The sequence below is a fragment of the Emticicia aquatica genome (genome assembly GCF_923079645.1).
Classification (GTDB): Bacteria; Bacteroidota; Bacteroidia; order Cytophagales; family Spirosomataceae; genus Emticicia; species Emticicia aquatica.
The window spans coordinates 95,423-113,912 of record NZ_CAKLPY010000001.1 but is presented as its reverse complement, the minus strand read 5'-3'; the positions used below and the strand labels follow the sequence as shown (position 1 = coordinate 113,912).

Here is an 18,490-nt window from a genome sequence, read left to right as displayed (position 1 = left end):
AAATATGTCAGCCCCATTAGCCGAAAGATTACGCCCTAAAAAACTAGATGAATACATCGGGCAAGAGCATATTTTGGGCAAAAACAAGCCTCTTCGTACTGCAATTGAGGCGAATCTTGTGCCGTCAATGATTTTGTGGGGGCCACCTGGCACAGGAAAAACTACACTTGCATTGCTCATTGCTGAGGCTACTAAACGGCAATTTCACCAACTAAATGCGGTGAGTTCGGGGGTAAAAGAATTAAGAGAAGTGATTGCTCGAGCTTCAGGACTTTTCCCGCCAATCGTTTTTATTGACGAAATTCATCGCTATAATAAATCGCAACAAGATTCGCTTTTGGCAGCTGTTGAAAAAGGTCAAATTACCCTTATTGGAGCAACAACTGAAAATCCATCTTTTGAGCTAAACAGTGCTGTTCTTTCTCGTTGTCAAGTGTATATTTTAGAAGCCTTTGGTGAAAAAGAACTCAAAGAATTGACCGACAGAGCTTTACGTGAAGACGTAATTTTGAAAGAAAAGAATATACAAATCGAATCTTACGATGCTTTAATGAGAGTTTCGGGCGGTGATGGTCGAAAACTATTGAATCTTTTAGAATTGATTACATTTTCTTTTCCACCCGATGCCTCCATAATTATTAATGATGATTTGGTGGAAGAAGTGGCCCAACGAAATATCGCTCGTTATGATAAATCGGGCGAACAACATTATGATATTATTTCGGCCTTTATCAAATCTATTCGTGGTTCTGACCCAAATGCCGCTCTTTATTGGATGGCACGCATGATTGTGGCTGGCGAAGACCCCGAATTTATCGCCCGAAGAATGCTCATTCTTGCCTCAGAAGACATCGGCAATGCCAATCCAACGGCTGTAATTATGGCCAATAATTGTATGCAAGCGGTGAAAGTTATCGGTTACCCCGAATGTCGAATTATTCTATCTCAAACAGCTATTTATTTGGCAACTTCTCCGAAATCAAACGCTTCTTATGTTGCGATTGAAGCCGCAATTGCTTTGGCTGAAAAAACTTCTCACCTACAAGTTCCTTTGGCTTTACGCAATGCTCCGACTAAATTGATGAAACAAATTGGTTATGGTAAAAACTACCAATATTCGCATAATTATGAAGGAAATTTTGCGAAACAAAACTTTTTACCCGACGAATTGAAAGGCACAAAAATTTACGAACCAAGCAATAATGCCCGTGAGAACGAAATCAGAAAACAATTACAATCTTGGTGGGCGGAATGGTATGGCTATTGAATTTCTTAATTTTTCTATGACTCCGAACTCTTTCTAACAATCATTTCAGTTGGAATTTTGATAGTGCGAAACTGTTCAATATTTGTCGTTTTTCTTTCGATAGAATCTAAAAGTAATTCGGCGGCGGCTTGACCAATTTCAAATGCAGGTTGCACAACTGTACTGAGCGAAGGCTCTAACAAATGGGCTACTTTTAGGTTTGTAAATCCAATAAAAGCCACATCATTTGGCATCAAAATGTTTTTTTCTCTCAATGCCGAAAAACAATCCAAAGCGAGTCTATCGCTCGTTGTAAAAATTGCATCAGGATTTTGGCTTTCAATCAGTTCTTCAATTATCCTTTTTGGTTCTTCGGCACTAAAGCCACAATATTTAACCAATGATTCATCGTACTGAAATCCATGTTTTTCAAGTGCGGCTCGGTAGCCCGCCAAACGTTCTTGCGTGATAGACAATAAAGATGGGCTTGTAATATGAGCAATACGTTTTCGTCCTGAAAGAATCAAATGTTCGGTTGCTTTGAATGCTCCATCAAAATTGTCTGCTACCACTTTATGGGCGTCAATCTTATGAGAAATTCTATCAAAAAGAACTAAAGGGAGTTTTTTTCGTTGAATTTCGTGCAAATGAGAAACATCGCTGGTTTGTCCTGACAAAGAAATCAGCAAGCCATCCACTTTTCGAGCAATAATATGTTGAATATTGGTCACTTCACGTTCGTAAGATTCATGGCTTTGAAAAATCACGACATGATAGCCTCTCGAATTGGCAACTTCTTCAATACTATTGATAGCTTGTGAGAAAAAATGATTGGCAATTTCAGGAACAATTACACCAATTGCCCTGCTTTTATTTTCTTTCAAACTCAAAGCAATCGGGTTTGGTGAATAATGCACTTTTTCGGCATATTCCATCACCAATCTTTTGGTTTCTGCATTGATTTCATAACTCCCCCTCAAAGCTCTCGACACCGTCGAGGTTGATATATTTAGGGCTTTTGCAATATCTTTTATCGTTACCGTTTCCAATCTACAATCTTGTTAAAATACAATTTTCTCGTTGATAGAAAAAATATTGTTCGACTATAAAAGTAGTATTTTTAGAAAAAAGAACAAATTTTATTTTACCCCATTTCCTTAAAACGCTTTTTGGCAACGTTACCGATAACGATTGCATAAAGATTATGACCTAAATGTTTGGTCTTAAAATATTTAGGTTGCATCTTAGAAAAATCAAATAGAAACATTATTAAATGCTAAAGATTTCATTTCATGGAATTTTACATTTTCGTTTATAAAAGCTTATTAATTTAATTGACAACACATGTTTAGTTTAAAGGGAAAAATAGCACTCGTCACAGGCTGTAATAAAGGAATCGGAAAAGGAATTGCCATTGGATTGGCCGAGGCGGGGGCCGACATCATTGGTGTTTCGGCAAGTATTGAGCTGACTGGTAGTGAAGTTGAAAAAGAAGTGCTGGCTCTCAACCAAAACTTCAAAGCTTATCAAGCTGATTTTAGCGATAGGGCAAGTCTAAACTCATTTATTGCCCAAGTAAAAGTTGATTTTCCTGTTATTGATATTTTAATAAATAACGCAGGAACTATCATGCGAATGCCCGCCGCTGAGCATCCTGATGAATATTGGGACAGAGTAATGGCCATCAATCTGGATTCTCAATTTATTTTAGCGAGAGAAATTGGACGAGAAATGATAGCACGAGGCTCAGGAAAAATCATTTTTACTGCTTCGCTATTGACTTTTCAGGGTGGAATCAACGTGCCAAGTTATGCTGCCAGTAAAGGAGCAATTGGTAGCTTAGTTAAAGCTCTGGCCAACGAGTGGGCAGGAAAAGGTGTTAACGTAAATGCCATTGCACCAGGCTACATTGCCACAGATAATACCGAGGCTCTCAGAAACGACCCCGAACGAAGTGCCTCAATTTTGGGTAGAATTCCAGCAGGTCGATGGGGACAACCTCAAGATTTTAAAGGTCCTGCTGTGTTTTTGGCATCTTCCGCTTCTGACTACGTTCATGGCACAATATTGACCGTTGACGGTGGATGGATGGGAAGATAATTAGAATATAGATTAAGGTACTAAGTTAAAAATATTAAATAAAATTACGATTATTTTGAAATATGCAAACACGATACGAAAGTAGTCCAAAAGAAACGGCGGGAATGAATACCACCGAATTACGCAATAATTTTCTAGTAGAAACGCTATTTTCTACCAATCAAATTCATCTGACTTACTCGCATTATGACAGAATGATTTTAGGCGGAATCATGCCAACCAATGAAGTCTTAACTCTTCCGACTTACGAAGATTTAAAGTCAACGTATTTTCTTGAAAGAAGAGAAATGGGCATCATCAACGTTTCGGGCGATGGTAAAATCATGGTTGATGGGCAGCCTTTTTCTATCAATAAATTGGATTGTTTGTACATCGGCAGAGGAGCTAAAAACATTACTTTTGAAAGCGTAGATGCAGAAAATCCTGCAAAATATTTTGTACTTTCTGCTCCCGCTCACAAAGAATATCCAACACAATTAATGACCAAAGAAGCAGCTTCACCTGCCCAAATGGGTGCAGTAGAAACCGCTAATCAGCGAACTATCTATAAATATATTCACCTTGATGGCATCAAAAGTTGTCAATTGGTCATGGGACTTACAGTACTCCAAAACGGTAGTGTTTGGAATACCATGCCATCGCACACGCACGACCGCCGCATGGAAGTATATTGTTATTTTGATATTCAACAAGGGCAAGGTGTTCTCCATCTGATGGGACAACCTCAAGAAACACGTCATTTGTGGGTAAGTAATCACCAAGCTATTATTTCTCCACCTTGGTCTATTCATTCGGGTTGTGGCACAACTAATTACTCATTTATTTGGGGAATGGCAGGTGAAAATCAATCTTTTGCTGACATGGATTTTGTGTCAATCAACGAATTGAGATAATTTCAATCATGAAAAAACAAGCACTTTTATTCTTGATTTTATTGGTAAGCAATGGTCTATTTGCTCAAAAAATAACCGTCGCTCAAGATGGCTCAGGTAACTACAAAACGATTCAAGAAGCCATCAATAGTTTGGATACAAATGCCATGAAAAATACACACGCTTTTCGTACTATTTTCATCAAAAATGGCATTTATCGTGAAAAATTAATGATTACTAAGTCATTTTTAAAATTAAAAGGCGAATCAGAAAAAGGCGTAATTATCAGTATTACTTTGCCAAGAGATGTTTGGCGTTGTGAAAATCCTGATGATTTTGGAGCAGCTACCATCAATGTAAAAGGACATGATTTAGCTTTTGAAAACCTAACCATTATCAATGATTACGGTTATGTTGCTCACAATGACACAACCATCATTTGTACCAACGAGTCGGGTGGACAAGCCAATGCTACATCAAAAGACCGATATGCTTTGCCTAGAGAAAAAGATGAAATTGCTGGCACTAAAATGGTTCGGAAAGATGGGCATCAATTTGCTTTTCGGTCGATGCCTGGTGCAACTCGCTTGAGTTTCAATAATTGTACTTTCAAAGCGGGCGGTGGTGATACTGTCAGTCCGTGGGACGTTGAAGGTGGTTTGTATTATTTCAAGAATTGTACAATGGAAGGCCATGTTGACTTTTATTGTCCGAGAGGTTCGGCTTGGGCGGAAAACTGTCGATTTATTTGTCACAACCTCAACGCTGCTATTTGGCATGATGGTTCAAATAACGAATCGTCCAAAACTGTTATCAAGAATTGTACTTTTGAAGGCGATAAAGGATATAAACTTGGGCGTTTTCACAGAGAAGCTCAATTTTACTTGATTGATTGTAAATTTGATGAAAACATGGCCGACGCCGATATTTACCAAGCCTCAACAACGCAACTCAAATGGGGCAAGCGAGTAAACTATTATAATTGTCATCGCAAAGGAGGCGATTATATTTGGCACGCTGATAACCTCAAAATTGACCCAAAATCGATTACAGTAGGTTGGACATTTGCTCAAAAATGGAAGCCAAAACTGTAAAAATAATATCACTTATGAAAACCAATAACATTTACAGAATAATAGTTTTTACGTCCCTTTTTTGGGGAAATTCAGCCTTTATAACTGATTTTTTTGCTGATGAAAAACCTCGAATTTTCTTAATTGGAGACTCGACTTGTGCCAATAAAAACCCTTATGACATTCCAGAAACTGGCTGGGGACAAGTTTTTCCAGACTTATTTACTGATGCCGTAGAAATTCAAAATCATGCTGTCAACGGACGAAGTACTAAAAGTTTCCGAACTTTAGGGCATTGGAAAAAAGTACACGACCAATTACATAAAGGCGATTATGTTTTTATTCAATTTGGACATAATGACCAAAAAGAGTCGGATTCTACTCGCTATGCCGCACCTCAAACCGATTATCGCAAAAATCTTATTCGATTCATTGAAGAAACCCAAGCTAAAGGGGCTACGCCTGTTTTGTTCACGCCCGTCATGCGTAGGAAGTTTGATGAAAATGGGAAATTTATTGACCAGCATGGAGAATATCCTTCGGTTGTGCGAGAAATTGCCAAACAATACAATATTAGTTTGATTGACATTCATGCAAGCAGTCAAAAAGTAATTGAGCAACACGGCGTTGATGGTTCTAAAAAAATATTTATGCATTATGGCGGTGGTATTTTCTCGAAATTCCCGAAAGGAATTGAAGATAATACACATTTTTCTCCTTATGGAGCAAGATTAATGGCAAATCTGGTTGCTGATGGACTCGTAAATATTGGTCATCCTTTGAGAAATTTTCTTAAAAAAACTGATTTTAACGATAAATATGCTTACGAATTGCCAATTACGTATCGTCCATATTTCAGAAAAGACACATTTAATATCGTTCGCTATGGAGCAAAATCTGATGGTTTGACTGTCAATACAAAATCAATCAATCAAGCCATTGAACTTTGTAGTGCAGCAGGTGGTGGCACGGTTTTCATCCCAAAAGGGCTTTGGATAACTGGGCCAGTCGTGATTAAAAGTAACGTAAATTTACACCTTGAAAAAGGAGCTTTATTGCAATTTAGTAAAAATTACGACGATTATCCAATCGTTTTGACCACTTGGGAAGGGCAAGATTCTTACCGCTGTCAAGCTCCGATTTGGGGAGTTGATTTAGAAAACATTGCTATTACGGGTGAAGGCGTAATTGATGGTGGTGGTGATGTTTGGCGAGCAATAAAAAAAGACAAACAAACGGCTGGTCAATGGTCAAGTTTGATAAAATCAGGTGGCGTTTTAGACGAAAAACAAGCAAATTGGTATCCATCCGAAAAATCTCTGAAAGGGAATATGATTCCAAATGCAGGTCGAATATTAAATGGCCTAAAACCTACACCTGAAGAATTGGCTTCTTATAAAGACTTTTTAAGGCCAAATATGGTAAGTTTGACTCGTTGTAAAAACGTTGTTATTGAGGGAATTACTTTACAAAATTCTCCAGCGTGGACAATGCACCCGCTTTTATGCGAGCATATTTCAATCAAAAATGTAACTGTAAAAAATTATTGGTATGCCCAAAATAGCGATGCCTTAGATTTAGAATCCTGCCGAGTTGGCATTGTTGAAGGCTGTACTTTCGATACGGGAGACGACGGAATTACGATAAAATCAGGTCGAGACGAGCAAGGTAGAAAACGTGGCGTTCCAACCGAAAATTTTATTATCAAAGATTGTATCGTTTATCATGCACATGGTGGTTTCGTAATTGGGTCTGAAATGTCTGGTGGAGTTAAAAATATGTTCATTTCAGACTGTACTTTTATGGGTTCTGATGTAGGTTTACGCTTCAAAACTGCTCGCGGAAGAGGTGGCGTAGTAGAGAATATTTTCGTGAATAATATCAATATGACCGAAATTCCAGGCGAAGCAATACTTTTTGATATGTATTATGCCGCAAAAGACCCTGTTCCTGCCAATAGAGAATCGAACGAATTGCCAGTCATCAAAGCTGAACCATTGAATGAAGGCACGCCACAATTTAATAGTTTTTATATTAAAAATGTTGTGTGTAAAGGAGCAGAAACCGCAATTTTGATAAGAGGTTTACCCGAAATGTCAATCAAAAACATCAATATCGAAAATGCGATGATTGAGTCAAATAAAGGATTGATTTGTGTAGAGGCAGAAAATATTTCATTGAAAAATATAATGCTTTTCACCAAAGATAAAACCGTTTTGCAAGTACAAAACAGCAAAAATGTGGTTTTAGAAAACATAAAATATGGTACTGAAAAAGACGTATTATTAAAAGTTATGGGTGAAAAATCGGCTGGCGTACGTTTACTAAATACTGATACGAAGAATGCAAAAAATGCTGTCGAATTGGGTATTGGCGTAAAAAGTAATGTAGTTAGTAAAAAATAAAAACTTGGTCTTTTACTTAAAACAATCATTTTGTAAAAACGGCAAAAAAACAATAAACCTGTTTTTTTGCCGTTTTTACTTTAAATATATGTGTACTTTCCTTCAATCTTAAAAACTGAAATACCATGATTACATCTTGACTTGTCAATACTATCCCATATTATCAAAGACAATGAAAAGATTTATTAAATCCTTGAATCGTATTCTTCTTGCAGGAATACTAATCCCGTTTGTTAGTTTTGCACAAACCCATCGTGCTTATGCCGATGAGTTATTCAAAAAAGCAGACTATTACCACGCATTCTTTTTGTATCGAAACCTTTATGGAACAGATTTAAACGAAAACCAATTTGCTCAACGATGCAAGCAAGCAATGGTGCTTACCAAACAGTTTTTAGACCTTCGAGCGGCCAAACAATATTATGATGCAAAAACCAAACTTCGGGAATTACTCGAAATTAATCCTGACGATTTTCATGCTCCGATTTTACCGCAAATGTCCATCGAAGAAGCAATTTATTGGCATCGCTTGGCTCTAAAACAAAATTCGGCAATAGAAACCAACATGATGCTTGAAAAAGCCATTGCATTATACCAACAAGGGCAAACTGACGGTTGGAAGTACAAAGAAATTGATGATGCAATTAAACTATGTGAGGCTTCAAAAATGGAAAGTGGCATAGTTGAAAATTTGCCTAAATTGACTGATATTCAGCCCAAAGTAGAAATAACGCCAACTACAACACTTGAGCCAGCCGTGGCAAACACAAAAACTGAAGAAGCCTCAAATCTTAAAGTTGAGCCAGTAGAAAAAACCTTACCAACGGAAGTAAAAGTAGTAAAAACACGTACTCGAAATATGCTCCCTCGAAGGTATGTTGCTTCTATTCGGCAATAATAAATAGTAAAATCATTTTTTCAAGAAAACAGGGTCATTATTCTAAAAAATAATGACCCTGTTTTGTATCTTGCAAAACTTTATTCAACCAAAATACAATGAAAAAAATATTTTCCCTGCTTTTTTGTTTTTCAGCCATTCAAATCAACGCTCAAGTAGTCGAAAAATGGCTTACTAAAACTGATAAATCTGTTTTATTTCAGAAACAAAATGAAACGCTGACTTTTGAAAAAATAACAAATACTGCTCCAAGTATTTACGTTGATGATAGCAAGACTTTTCAAAAAATGGATGGTTTTGGATATACTTTGACTGGCGGAAGCACCATGCTGATTAGTAGAATGAAACCAGAGCAAAGAGCCAAACTTTTACAAGAGTTGTTTGCCACCGATGCCAATAATATTGGCGTGAGTTACCTGCGTATCAGCGTTGGTGCGTCTGACCTTGATGGCGATGTGTTTTCTTATGATGACCTTCCTTCGGGCGAAACTGACCCAAAACTCACTAAATTTAGCTTGGCTGAAGACCAAAAACATTTAATTCCTGTTTTAAAACAAATTTTGACAATTAATCCAAAAATCAAAATATTGGGTTCACCGTGGTCGCCACCTGCTTGGATGAAAACCAATAATAATTCAAAAGGAGGAAGTTTAAAACCAGCATTTTATGATGTTTATGCCCGATATTTGGTAAAATATATTTTGGCAATGAAAAAAGAAGGTATCGCTATTGATGCGATTACGATTCAAAATGAGCCTTTGCATCCAGGTAATAATCCTAGTTTATTAATGCCACAAGACGAGCAGGCAAATTTTATCAAGAAAAGTCTTGGACCAATTTTTCAGCAAGCAAAAATAACGACAAAAATCATTATTTATGACCATAACGCCGACCGTCCAGATTATCCAATCAGCGTTCTGAACGACCCCGAAGCTCGCAAATATATTGATGGTTCGGCCTTTCATTTATATGGTGGAAATGTAGAAAATATCCGTAGCGTACACGAGGCTCATCCCGATAAAAATTTGTATTTTACGGAACAATGGATTGGAGCTCCTGGAGACTTTGCAGGAGATTTTTCGTGGCATACCAAAAACCTAATTATTGGTGCATCTCGCAATTGGTGCAAAACAGTTTTAGAATGGAATTTGGCAGCCGACCCACAGCAAAATCCACATACTATTGGCGGTTGTACAGCTTGTTTGGGAGCTATCACGATTGGAGAAAACTTTATTCGTAATCCTGCTTATTATATTGTTGCTCATGCATCAAAATTTGTACGCCCAAATTCCACCAGAATTGCATCCAATATTACAATGTCTTTGCCCAATGTTGCGTTCAAAACTCCTAATGGAAAAACAGTTTTGATTGTACAAAATGAAAGCAATAATCCACAAGAATTTAATATTCGCTACCATAATAAGCAAATTACAACCAAACTTGATGCAGGTTCGGTAGCAACTTATGTTTGGTAAATTTTTTTTACTTCACTCAAATGATTTTAAAAAAATTCGACCTCGCACCTTTTGAATTAAAGGCTTTTACAATTTTTTCATTACTAACAACTTTTTTGAGTTATTTTTTACCAACAATATTAGCAAAAGATACTTGGGCAAAAACGATTAAATATACAGGTTGGTTACCTGCAATGGGTTATATGTTTGGGCTGTATTTTATTTTTTCATTAATTTATAGCAGAAAAAAACTTAATTATAATATTTCTGTAAGATGGGGAATTGTTGCTCCACTTTTCATTCAGATTTACAGAGGCTTACAACGGCAATTACTCGTAGATGATGGAAATTCGACTACAAATCCGTATTTAATGGTGAGTGAATACCAATATATTTGGACAGTTTTGATTCCAACTTTTTGGGTTTTGGTAATTTTATTCTCGCCAAACATCAATAAATTTTGTCAAGAAATACCTAATGATTTGAAATAAATAAACACATGTTAACACTTTTATACCTTTTTCTTTCTGCAATGATTACACCAACCATAAACTTATCAAAAAATGAATGGAAAAAAATTCCTGAAAACCATTTCAGCAATGCAACAGATGGAAAAGAAGCTACACAAGAAACAACAGTAAAACTAAAAGCCGACGAGCATTTTTTATGGGTTGAATTTGATTGTAAACAAAATCCATTTGTGAATCAAAATACTTATAATCAACACAATAGCGAAATGTATAACCAAGAGGTTTTTGAACTTTTCGTGGCAGAAGGCAGCAAAACTCCAACGCGTTATTTAGAATTAGAAATCAATCCGAATAATGTTATTTTTGCAGGATGGATAGAAAACCCAACAAAAGAAGCTCCAAAAAGTTGTCAATTTGTGTCGCACAAAGAAGCTAAAATTATTCATTCCATAACGAAAACTAAAGACAGTTGGTCAGGAAAAATGCAAATTCCTTGGGATTTATTAGGAGGAAAAAGTGAAAATTATCGCATCAATTTTTACCGAATTATTTCTTTAAAATCGCATACAAATTCCGATTGGAAAGGTACACCCAATACGTGTGCATATTTATGTTGGAGTCCAACTATGAGTGGAGCAACCCCACGATTCCATCGCCCCGATGCTTTTGGATTGTTGAAGGTACTGTAAATATCTCTTTGAAATTTTAAGCTATGTTATTACATTTGCTACAACATCAATACAAATAATATGATTCATACAGTCAAAAAAATAGGAAATCCAAATGGGGTTTTGATTCCTAAAGCCATATTAGCTAGCTGTGGTATTACTGACGAAGTAGATGTGGAAGTTTTAGGTGATTTTATTTTGTTACGCTCAACTAAAAATAAACCACGACAAGGCTGGGATGAAGCATTTAAACACGCTATTGCTAATGGCGATGAACCAGAAGGAGATATATTTGAAGAAATAGAGCCAATTGATGTCATCACTAGTAAATTATTAGATGAGGCTGAAAATGAATGGATTCTATGAAGGCTACAAACATTGTAGTTAAACGTTTTGAAGTTTGGCGTGTTACTCTTGACCCAACACAAGGAGGTGAAATCACTAAAACCCGCCCCTGCCTAGTTATTTCACCTAATGAGGTCAACAAAAACCTAAAAACTGTACTTGTTGCTCCACTGACTCATAGTCAAAAGGGTTTTCCAACTCGTGTAGACTGTCAATTTGACAATCAAAATGGTCAGGTAGCTTTAGACCAAATTCGGGCTGTTGATAAAACAATCAGATTAGTAGAAAAATTAGGTATACTTGATACATTGACTTGTGCAAAGGTCTGTAAAACTCTTGAAGAAATGTTTAAATTTTGAATATCCCTTCATTCCAAAGTTTACTTTCCACAACATTTTTTATATTTTTTACCACTTCCACAGGCACAAAAATCATTTCTGTTTTGTGTCTGTGCAGTATTTTTTGGATTGAAAATTCCGCTTAAATAAAACCATTTTCCAGCTTCTTTTACAAATGTAGAATTTTCGTGATGCATTTGTGGTGTTCCATCAGAATCAATGTAAAATGCTTTGAATTCAACTTCGCCAACTTCATCATTGATTTGCCCTTTTTTAGTCGAAATAATTTCTAATTTTTGCCATTTATTAGCAATTGCCCAAGCTTTTATATCAGCTTCATCAAAGTTTTTTTGTTGCGACGGGTAAGTACTTGCGAGTAAATATTTAGTTTCAACAACTACATAAGCCGAATATCTCGAACGCATCAATTGCTCAGCCGTTATAGCTGATTTTTCTCTTTTAATAATTGGTTCACAACAATCTGAAAACGAATTATTTGAACCACAAAAACATTTATTTGGCATTAAATCTATTGAATAATTAACTACGCTACAACTCGTCAATATTAGTAAAAAAACACTTCATCAACAAAAAACCATGCTTTTTGGCCTTTCCCAGGATGCCAAGAAGGTAGCTTTTGAATCGGTTTTACCACTAATTTTATCATTTTAAATGTACCTTTATTTACAGGAATTTGAATCCCCAAATTGGCATTACCTTCCATTTTAGTAGGCAATTTTGATACAATTTTTTGAATAATTTTTAAATCTTTTTTTGAATTTCCTCCCCAAACTTCAACCATCGCAGGAATCATAATAAATGAATCCATTTTCTGTAAACAACTGATTATCAAACCTTTCATTGGCTTTGCATTCTTGAACTCAAACAAAGTAGCAAATTCTTTTTCCCTAAATCCAAGCCATGCTTTATCAGAAAAATTATCAATTGGCCCTTTTTTCAAATCATACAGTGAAACGCCCCCTTTACCCGAATATTTTGGGTCAGGCAAATTAGTCATATAAACGCTATCAGGTACAAAATTTGATTTGAAAAAACTATACTCTATTTTTTTGCTAGCATACCAGTTTTCTTTGGTAGCAATCGCTTTGAGTTTCGTATAATTGTCAATAATGATGGGTTTTTCATAAATATTTACTGTCGTCGAATCTGGCTCAGAACCGTCAAGCGTGTATCGAATCTTGACGTTTTTGAGTGTGTGTTTTAAGGTTATTGGAGTATTAGTTTTGATGATAAACTCTTCATTTACCAATATTGGCGGGTTCAATTTTAAGACCTCATTTGGGTTATCAAGGCATCCCCTATCAAATCTAATTTTTGTATATTTTTTAGATAAATCAATTACAGCAGCTTCATCAATCGCTGTATTCCATACAAAAACTTCTTTCAAATTTGGTAAATCTAGTAGTGTTTGAAGATTATCCTTAGAAACTTTTGTTCCAGCCAATGCAATTGATTCCAAGTTTTTGCATTTTTTTAATTGTTCTAAAGTTTTTCCTGTAATATCCGTTTGATTCAAATTTAATCTTTCGAGATGCTGAAAATTGGCAATCAACGCAAGGTCTTCATCTTTAACAGGCATTTTTGCAAGGTTCAAAATCACCAATTGTTCGCTAACTTTGGATAGATTTTCTAAATTTTTGCGGTCGTATTTTTTACTCACAAAAAAATCAGCTTGCAAAGCTGGCGAGCCATTTGAAAATTGAAAAACAGAACAAAAAGGTGTATTTACTTCTTTTAAATTTGATTCTGATGGCATCGAAAAAGCATAAACTTTGGTTTCGCTTTTTGAAGCTTTCATGTTAATAAATTTCAAGGCTAATTTTTTGGTTTCCGAACTTGCTAAATACGCTTTAATGGTCTTTTTAACATCCGCCCCTTCATTTATCCATGCCTTCAACAAATCAATTTCATCAGTTCTCAGTTGTGGTTTTCCTTTCGGAGGCATGTGTTCTTTTTCATCTAATGGTAAATTTGCCCGCTGTATTATATGACTGTTGAGGACATCTCCAACTTTCCAAATAGCTCCATTTTTACCACCTTTCATTATTTTTTGAATACTGCTCATATTCAGTTCACCTTTTACTTTTTGGTCATTATGGCAGTTTAGGCATTTTGTTTCAAAAATCGGAAAAATTGCAGCTTCGTAGAGTGTGTTGTTTTCGGAAAACTGCGGTATTTCTTTTTGGGTTTGAAAAGCTTCAAAAAGATAGTTTTCTCCATGTGTAATATCTGCTCCAAAATGCCCAGCAATAGCTATTGATGCCAGCAAACCCCAAGCACCATAATTTTTTGATGTGAATTGTATTTGTTCAGAAAAAAGCGAAATAGCATAACTCAAAATACTCACGGCTGTTCCTGTCCATTTATGAATTTGCAATGAATCTGCGTCATAGCCACCTTCTTTTGACAGAAAAAAGCCCATTAATGCCACAATTGAAGCAGTAAGTGCTGTTAGTGTGAGTAATAATTTTACAATAACCTCGTAAGTTTTTGCTTCAAATTCATTTTTCAATAATAGAAAAACAAGCAAAATAACTGAAAAACCAATGGGTAAATGCAGCAATAAAGGGTGCATTCGTCCAATTGGACTCATCCAAAAAGGTAGGCTAACTTGTGCTTCAAATAGCAAAAAGAAAAGCAATAATAGATTGAAACAAAATAATAAGTAGGATGAGATTTTATAAAAACGAACCATCTAATTAATTATAAATAATGAATAATTAATGTATCAATGCCTAAAACATTGACACATTTACGCCATTAATCCCGAAATTACTTTTCCCGCCACATCAGTCAATCGGTATCTTCTACCTAAATGCTTGAACGTCAATTGCTCGTGGTTGAGGCCCATGAGGTGCATAACCGTTGCATGGAAATCGTGAATATGTACAGGGTCACGCACAATATTATAGCCAAATTCATCGGTTTCGCCATAAACTGTTCCTGGTTTTACACCGCCTCCTGCCATCCAAATACTGTACGCTCTTGGATGATGGTCTCGGCCATAATTATCTTTCGTGAATGTTCCTTGACAATAATTAGTTCGACCAAATTCGCCACCCCAAATCACTAAAGTTTCATCTAAAAGTCCACGTTGTTTTAAATCCGTAATCAAAGCTGCCGACGCACGGTCAACATCTTGGGCTTGTAGAGGCATTTCTCCAGGAAGATTTCCGTGTTGGTCCCAACCTTGGTGGTACAATTGTACAAATCTTACACCAGATTCAGACAATTTTCTAGCTAAAAGAGCATTAGCTGCGTAAGTTCCTGGCACTAAACATTCGGGGCCATACATTTTTATAATATGGTCAGGTTCTTTTGATAAATCGGTGAGTTCTGGTACGGCTGTTTGCATTCGGTACGCCATTTCATACTGCTGCACTTTCGCTTGCACTTCTGGGTCACCGTTTTCTTCAAAACCCAAATGATTCAATTCGGCCAATTTATCTAGCATTCTGCGACGAGCAATTTTATCAGTGCCTTCAGGGTCATTCAAATACAAAATTGGGTCTTCGCCACTACTAAAAACCACACCTTGATGCGTAGAATCCAAGAAACCGTTTGTCCATAATTTTGAGTAAACGCCTTGGCCATTACCACGCCCACGAGAAAGTAAAACGCAAAAAGCTGGAAGGTTTTTGTTTTCACTTCCCAAACCATAACTTGCCCATGCACCCATACTTGGACGGTTACCAACTTGGGCTCCTGTTTGCAAGAAAGTCAGAGCGGGGTCATGATTGATGGCATCGGTATTCATTGTTTTGACGATACAAAGGTCGTCAACGATTTTTGCCATATTGGGAAATAAATCACTCACCCAAGCCCCAGATTGACCATATTGATGAAAGTCAAAAATTGAACCCATCAACGGAAATTTGGTTTGATTGGAAGTCATGCCTGTCAATCTTTGTCCATTTCTGATTGAAGTAGGCAAATCTTGACCCATCATTTTTGTAAGCGTTGGCTTATAATCAAAAGTTTCAAGTTGCGATGGTGCTCCATTCTGAAACAAGTAAATAACACGCTTGGCTTTTGGGGCAAAATGTGGCAAACCTAAAGGCAATTCGTCGAGGTTTTCTTCACCTTTAAATAAACTTGGCATCAATAATGAACCCAAAGCCATACTACCGATTCCAGCAGCGGTTTTACCCAAAAAGTGTCTTCGGGTGATATTCAATCTATTTTTGAAAAATTCGTTTTGCATATAATTCAATGAATTGAAATTAATCTTTATAATCGGCTACTCATTCGCATTCTTAACTCCTAACAATCGCTTCTTCCATATTAAAAATCATTTGAATGGTTTGCATCAGAGCCGCAGTTGCATTTTTATCTTTTACTTCTTTGCGTTTATACTCACCAATGCTAAGCATTTTGTCAGTTTTTTTGGTATTTTTGGCAAAAAACTCTTTTTCTGATTCAAAATACTGTGTCAAAATATCTAATTCTTTAGCTTTTGGTTTTCGGCAAATGATTTTTCGGAAAGCTTTTTCTAGCTTACTTTCCAAGGGAATATTTTCTAACATCAGATTTTCAGCCAAAACCCTCGAACCTTCCATTGTTTGGGGGTCGTTCATCATCACCAAAGCCTGTAAAGGTGTATTTGTTCGGCTGCGTTGAACCTCGCATTGGTCACGATTACTGGCATCAAAAATTAGCATTGAAGGAGGTGGAACAGTTCGCTTAATGAATACGTACATTCCTCTACGGTAGAGTTCGGAATCATGGTCTTGAACATATCTTGCCAAAGTTCCACGCCCTGACGTAGCCACTTCCCAAAGACCTTTTGGCTGGTATGGTTTTACGCTCGGGCCACCAATTTCATCGTTCAAAACGCCAGTACTTGCCAAAACATGGTCACGTACATTTTCAGCAGGAAAACGCAAACGAGTTGCTCGAGCCAAAAATATATTTTCTGGGTCGATTTTTAAGTGTTTATCCGTTATGTTTGATGATTGGCGGTAAGTTGCCGACATAACGATTTGCTTCACCAAACGCTTTACATTCCATCCATTTTCACGAAAATCTACCGCTAACCAATCGAGCAATTCAGGGTGAGAAGGCAAATCTCCTTGCATACCAAAATCGCCTAATGTTTTTACGATTCCTCTACCAAAAAATGACGCCCAAATTCGATTGACATATACTCTTGCTGTCAACGGATTTTTTTCATCTAGCATCCATTTTGCTAAACCCAATCGGTTTTTCTCTAGTTTTGTGGTATCAAATGGTAAGATACTTTTCGGAATTCCAACGCCAACAACTTCACCATGCGAATCATAATTCCCTCGATTCAGCACATACGTTGGACGTACTTTTGAGCTATCTTTCATCACCATTACCATTACTTTAGCCGTATCCTTTTTATTGATAAATTTCAAGATAGACTTTACATCTTCAGTTGTGATTTTCATGTTTGGAGGGTCGGCAAACGAAGCGTCAATTGTTCCAAAAAGCCCTTTTTCTGGCACTTGATTAAAAAAAGCGAAGGTTCGATAATAATCTTTTTGTGAAATTGGGTCATACTTATGGTCGTGGCAATGGGCACATTCAAAAGTTAATGCCAAAAATGATTTCCCAAAAGTATTAGTGCGGTCAGTTACGTATTCGATACGGTATTCTTCATCAATTACACCACCTTCCTGCGTAATTTTATGGTTTCGGTTAAAGCCTGTTGCCAACAACATTTCTTTCGACGAATTCGGCAATAAATCTCCCGCCAATTGCCAAGTCAGAAATTTGCTGTACGGATAATTAGCATTAAAGGCATGAATCACCCAATCTCGCCATGGCCACATCGTACGAAGACCATCATCTTGATAACCATGTGAATCGGCATAACGAGCAACATCTAGCCAAGAAATTGCCATTTTTTCACCAAAATGCTTGTTTTTCAGGAGTTCGTCAACAATTTTTTCATAAGCGTTGGGTGAATTATCTTTCAAGAAACGCTCCTGCATTTCAATGCTTGGTGGTAAGCCAATTAGATCGAAACTAACTCTTTTTAACAAATGTTCTTTATCTGCTTCATCGTTAGGTTTCAGACCTTTTTCGTCCATTTTGCTGTAAACGAAATTATCAATTTCATTTTTCACCCAGTCATTGTCTGCTTCGGGCAGTTTTGCTTTTTTAGGAGCAATAAAAGCCCAATGAGGTTTATATTTTGCCCCTTGTTTTATCCATTTCCCAATGAGTTCGATTTCATGTTGAGTCAATTTTAGATTCGACTCAGGCGGTGGCATTCGTAATGTCGAATCTTTAGAAATTATTCGTCGATAAACCTCCGAAGCATCCAAATCTCCTGGCACAATTGCATGGTTGTTTGGGTGTTCTTTTAAAGCAGCATACGCACCTTCGGGCGTATCCAAACGTAAATTGGCTTCTTGTTTACTGACATCTGGCCCGTGACATTTGAAACATCGGTCAGATAAAATTGGGCGAATATGAAAATTGTAATCAACTTCATCGGGAATAGCACCCGTTTTGGCTGAAGAACTCGTACAATTCCACGAAATTGTCGCCAAACTTATGCTCGTAAGCAGCAAAAAAAGATAAGGTTTAGCTTCGACAACTTTACTTCTTGTCATTTTTTTTAATAGG

At 36.7% G+C, this 18,490-nt stretch carries 16 protein-coding genes; 11 read left to right on the top strand and 5 right to left on the bottom strand.

Translation table 11 applies throughout. The features are described from left to right. Window positions 1-4: 4 nt before the first annotated feature. Window positions 5-1,267: a replication-associated recombination protein A gene (locus MJQ71_RS00410; protein WP_238803741.1), complete on the top strand. Its 1,263-nt coding sequence runs from the start codon at window positions 5-7 to the stop codon at window positions 1,265-1,267. Between the two features lie 14 nt (window positions 1,268-1,281). Here MJQ71_RS00410 and MJQ71_RS00405 read toward each other — a convergent pair whose 3' ends face one another. Continuing rightward, a complete protein-coding gene (locus MJQ71_RS00405) occupies window positions 1,282-2,295 on the bottom strand; it encodes a LacI family DNA-binding transcriptional regulator (RefSeq protein ID WP_238803740.1) in 1,014 nt (337 codons plus the stop codon). Window positions 2,296-2,590: 295 nt separating this feature from the next. On the opposite strand from MJQ71_RS00405, the gene MJQ71_RS00400 reads away from it, so the two are divergent. The 10 genes from MJQ71_RS00400 to MJQ71_RS00355 all read left to right on the top strand — a co-directional run bounded on the left by MJQ71_RS00400 (window position 2,591) and on the right by MJQ71_RS00355 (window position 11,890). Continuing rightward, window positions 2,591-3,346 carry an SDR family oxidoreductase gene (locus MJQ71_RS00400; protein WP_238803739.1) on the top strand — a complete coding sequence of 252 codons (756 nt, stop codon included), beginning with the start codon at window positions 2,591-2,593 and terminating at the stop codon, window positions 3,344-3,346. A gap of 62 nt (window positions 3,347-3,408) precedes the next feature. Continuing rightward, window positions 3,409-4,239: a 5-dehydro-4-deoxy-D-glucuronate isomerase gene (gene kduI / locus MJQ71_RS00395; protein WP_238803738.1), complete on the top strand. Its 831-nt coding sequence runs from the start codon at window positions 3,409-3,411 to the stop codon at window positions 4,237-4,239. An 8-nt stretch (window positions 4,240-4,247) separates the two neighbouring features. After that, on the top strand, window positions 4,248-5,312 hold the full coding sequence (locus MJQ71_RS00390) for a pectinesterase family protein (protein ID WP_238803737.1): 1,065 nt from the start codon (window positions 4,248-4,250) through the stop codon (window positions 5,310-5,312). Between the two features lie 14 nt (window positions 5,313-5,326). Continuing rightward, window positions 5,327-7,696 (top strand): glycosyl hydrolase family 28 protein, encoded by a 2,370-nt coding sequence (locus tag MJQ71_RS00385; protein ID WP_238803736.1) that lies wholly within the window; start codon window positions 5,327-5,329, stop codon window positions 7,694-7,696. A gap of 172 nt (window positions 7,697-7,868) precedes the next feature. Further along, window positions 7,869-8,594 (top strand): hypothetical protein, encoded by a 726-nt coding sequence (locus MJQ71_RS00380; RefSeq protein WP_238803735.1) that lies wholly within the window; start codon window positions 7,869-7,871, stop codon window positions 8,592-8,594. A gap of 98 nt (window positions 8,595-8,692) precedes the next feature. Then, entirely contained in the window at window positions 8,693-10,069 is a 1,377-nt protein-coding gene (locus tag MJQ71_RS00375; protein WP_238803734.1) for a glycoside hydrolase family 30 protein, read from the top strand. Window positions 10,070-10,089: 20 nt separating this feature from the next. Further along, a complete protein-coding gene (locus MJQ71_RS00370) occupies window positions 10,090-10,539 on the top strand; it encodes a hypothetical protein (RefSeq protein ID WP_238803733.1) in 450 nt (149 codons plus the stop codon). Between the two features lie 8 nt (window positions 10,540-10,547). Next, complete coding sequence (locus MJQ71_RS00365; protein WP_238803732.1) at window positions 10,548-11,207, top strand: carbohydrate-binding family 9-like protein; 660 nt, start codon at window positions 10,548-10,550, stop codon at window positions 11,205-11,207. A gap of 60 nt (window positions 11,208-11,267) precedes the next feature. Beyond that, the gene (locus MJQ71_RS00360) at window positions 11,268-11,552 is read left to right on the top strand and encodes an AbrB/MazE/SpoVT family DNA-binding domain-containing protein (protein WP_238803731.1); all 285 of its coding nucleotides are present in this window, start codon (window positions 11,268-11,270) and stop codon (window positions 11,550-11,552) included. Then, complete coding sequence (locus tag MJQ71_RS00355; protein WP_238803730.1) at window positions 11,549-11,890, top strand: type II toxin-antitoxin system PemK/MazF family toxin; 342 nt, start codon at window positions 11,549-11,551, stop codon at window positions 11,888-11,890. Before MJQ71_RS00360 ends, MJQ71_RS00355 begins: the two co-directional genes overlap by 4 nt. A 20-nt stretch (window positions 11,891-11,910) precedes the next feature. Here MJQ71_RS00355 and MJQ71_RS00350 read toward each other — a convergent pair whose 3' ends face one another. The 4 genes from MJQ71_RS00350 to MJQ71_RS00335 all read right to left on the bottom strand — a co-directional run bounded on the left by MJQ71_RS00350 (window position 11,911) and on the right by MJQ71_RS00335 (window position 18,477). After that, window positions 11,911-12,393, bottom strand: coding sequence for a YchJ family protein (locus tag MJQ71_RS00350; RefSeq protein WP_238803729.1), 483 nt, complete (start codon window positions 12,391-12,393; stop codon window positions 11,911-11,913). Window positions 12,394-12,434: 41 nt separating this feature from the next. Then, window positions 12,435-14,483, bottom strand: coding sequence for a chitobiase/beta-hexosaminidase C-terminal domain-containing protein (locus MJQ71_RS00345; protein ID WP_238803728.1), 2,049 nt, complete (start codon window positions 14,481-14,483; stop codon window positions 12,435-12,437). A gap of 159 nt (window positions 14,484-14,642) precedes the next feature. Then, window positions 14,643-16,094, bottom strand: coding sequence for a DUF1501 domain-containing protein (locus tag MJQ71_RS00340; RefSeq protein WP_238803727.1), 1,452 nt, complete (start codon window positions 16,092-16,094; stop codon window positions 14,643-14,645). Between the two features lie 52 nt (window positions 16,095-16,146). Next, window positions 16,147-18,477, bottom strand: coding sequence for a PSD1 and planctomycete cytochrome C domain-containing protein (locus MJQ71_RS00335; protein WP_238803726.1), 2,331 nt, complete (start codon window positions 18,475-18,477; stop codon window positions 16,147-16,149). Between the last annotated feature and the right edge of the window lie 13 nt (window positions 18,478-18,490).

Excerpts from the sequence above, each read along its gene's own strand:
- MJQ71_RS00410 (WP_238803741.1), top strand. The coding sequence starts at position 5 with ATGTCAGCCCCATTAGCCGAAAGATTACGCCCTAAAAAACTAGATGAA.
- MJQ71_RS00400 (WP_238803739.1), top strand. The coding sequence starts at position 2,591 with ATGTTTAGTTTAAAGGGAAAAATAGCACTCGTCACAGGCTGTAATAAA.
- kduI (WP_238803738.1), top strand. The coding sequence starts at position 3,409 with ATGCAAACACGATACGAAAGTAGTCCAAAAGAAACGGCGGGAATGAAT.
- MJQ71_RS00390 (WP_238803737.1), top strand. The coding sequence starts at position 4,248 with ATGAAAAAACAAGCACTTTTATTCTTGATTTTATTGGTAAGCAATGGT.
- MJQ71_RS00385 (WP_238803736.1), top strand. The coding sequence starts at position 5,327 with ATGAAAACCAATAACATTTACAGAATAATAGTTTTTACGTCCCTTTTT.
- MJQ71_RS00380 (WP_238803735.1), top strand. The coding sequence starts at position 7,869 with ATGAAAAGATTTATTAAATCCTTGAATCGTATTCTTCTTGCAGGAATA.
- MJQ71_RS00375 (WP_238803734.1), top strand. The coding sequence starts at position 8,693 with ATGAAAAAAATATTTTCCCTGCTTTTTTGTTTTTCAGCCATTCAAATC.
- MJQ71_RS00370 (WP_238803733.1), top strand. The coding sequence starts at position 10,090 with ATGATTTTAAAAAAATTCGACCTCGCACCTTTTGAATTAAAGGCTTTT.
- MJQ71_RS00365 (WP_238803732.1), top strand. The coding sequence starts at position 10,548 with ATGTTAACACTTTTATACCTTTTTCTTTCTGCAATGATTACACCAACC.
- MJQ71_RS00360 (WP_238803731.1), top strand. The coding sequence starts at position 11,268 with ATGATTCATACAGTCAAAAAAATAGGAAATCCAAATGGGGTTTTGATT.
- MJQ71_RS00355 (WP_238803730.1), top strand. The coding sequence starts at position 11,549 with ATGAAGGCTACAAACATTGTAGTTAAACGTTTTGAAGTTTGGCGTGTT.
- MJQ71_RS00350 (WP_238803729.1), bottom strand. The coding sequence starts at position 12,393 with ATGCCAAATAAATGTTTTTGTGGTTCAAATAATTCGTTTTCAGATTGT.
- MJQ71_RS00345 (WP_238803728.1), bottom strand. The coding sequence starts at position 14,483 with ATGAGTCCAATTGGACGAATGCACCCTTTATTGCTGCATTTACCCATT.
- MJQ71_RS00340 (WP_238803727.1), bottom strand. The coding sequence starts at position 16,094 with ATGCAAAACGAATTTTTCAAAAATAGATTGAATATCACCCGAAGACAC.
- MJQ71_RS00335 (WP_238803726.1), bottom strand. The coding sequence starts at position 18,477 with ATGACAAGAAGTAAAGTTGTCGAAGCTAAACCTTATCTTTTTTTGCTG.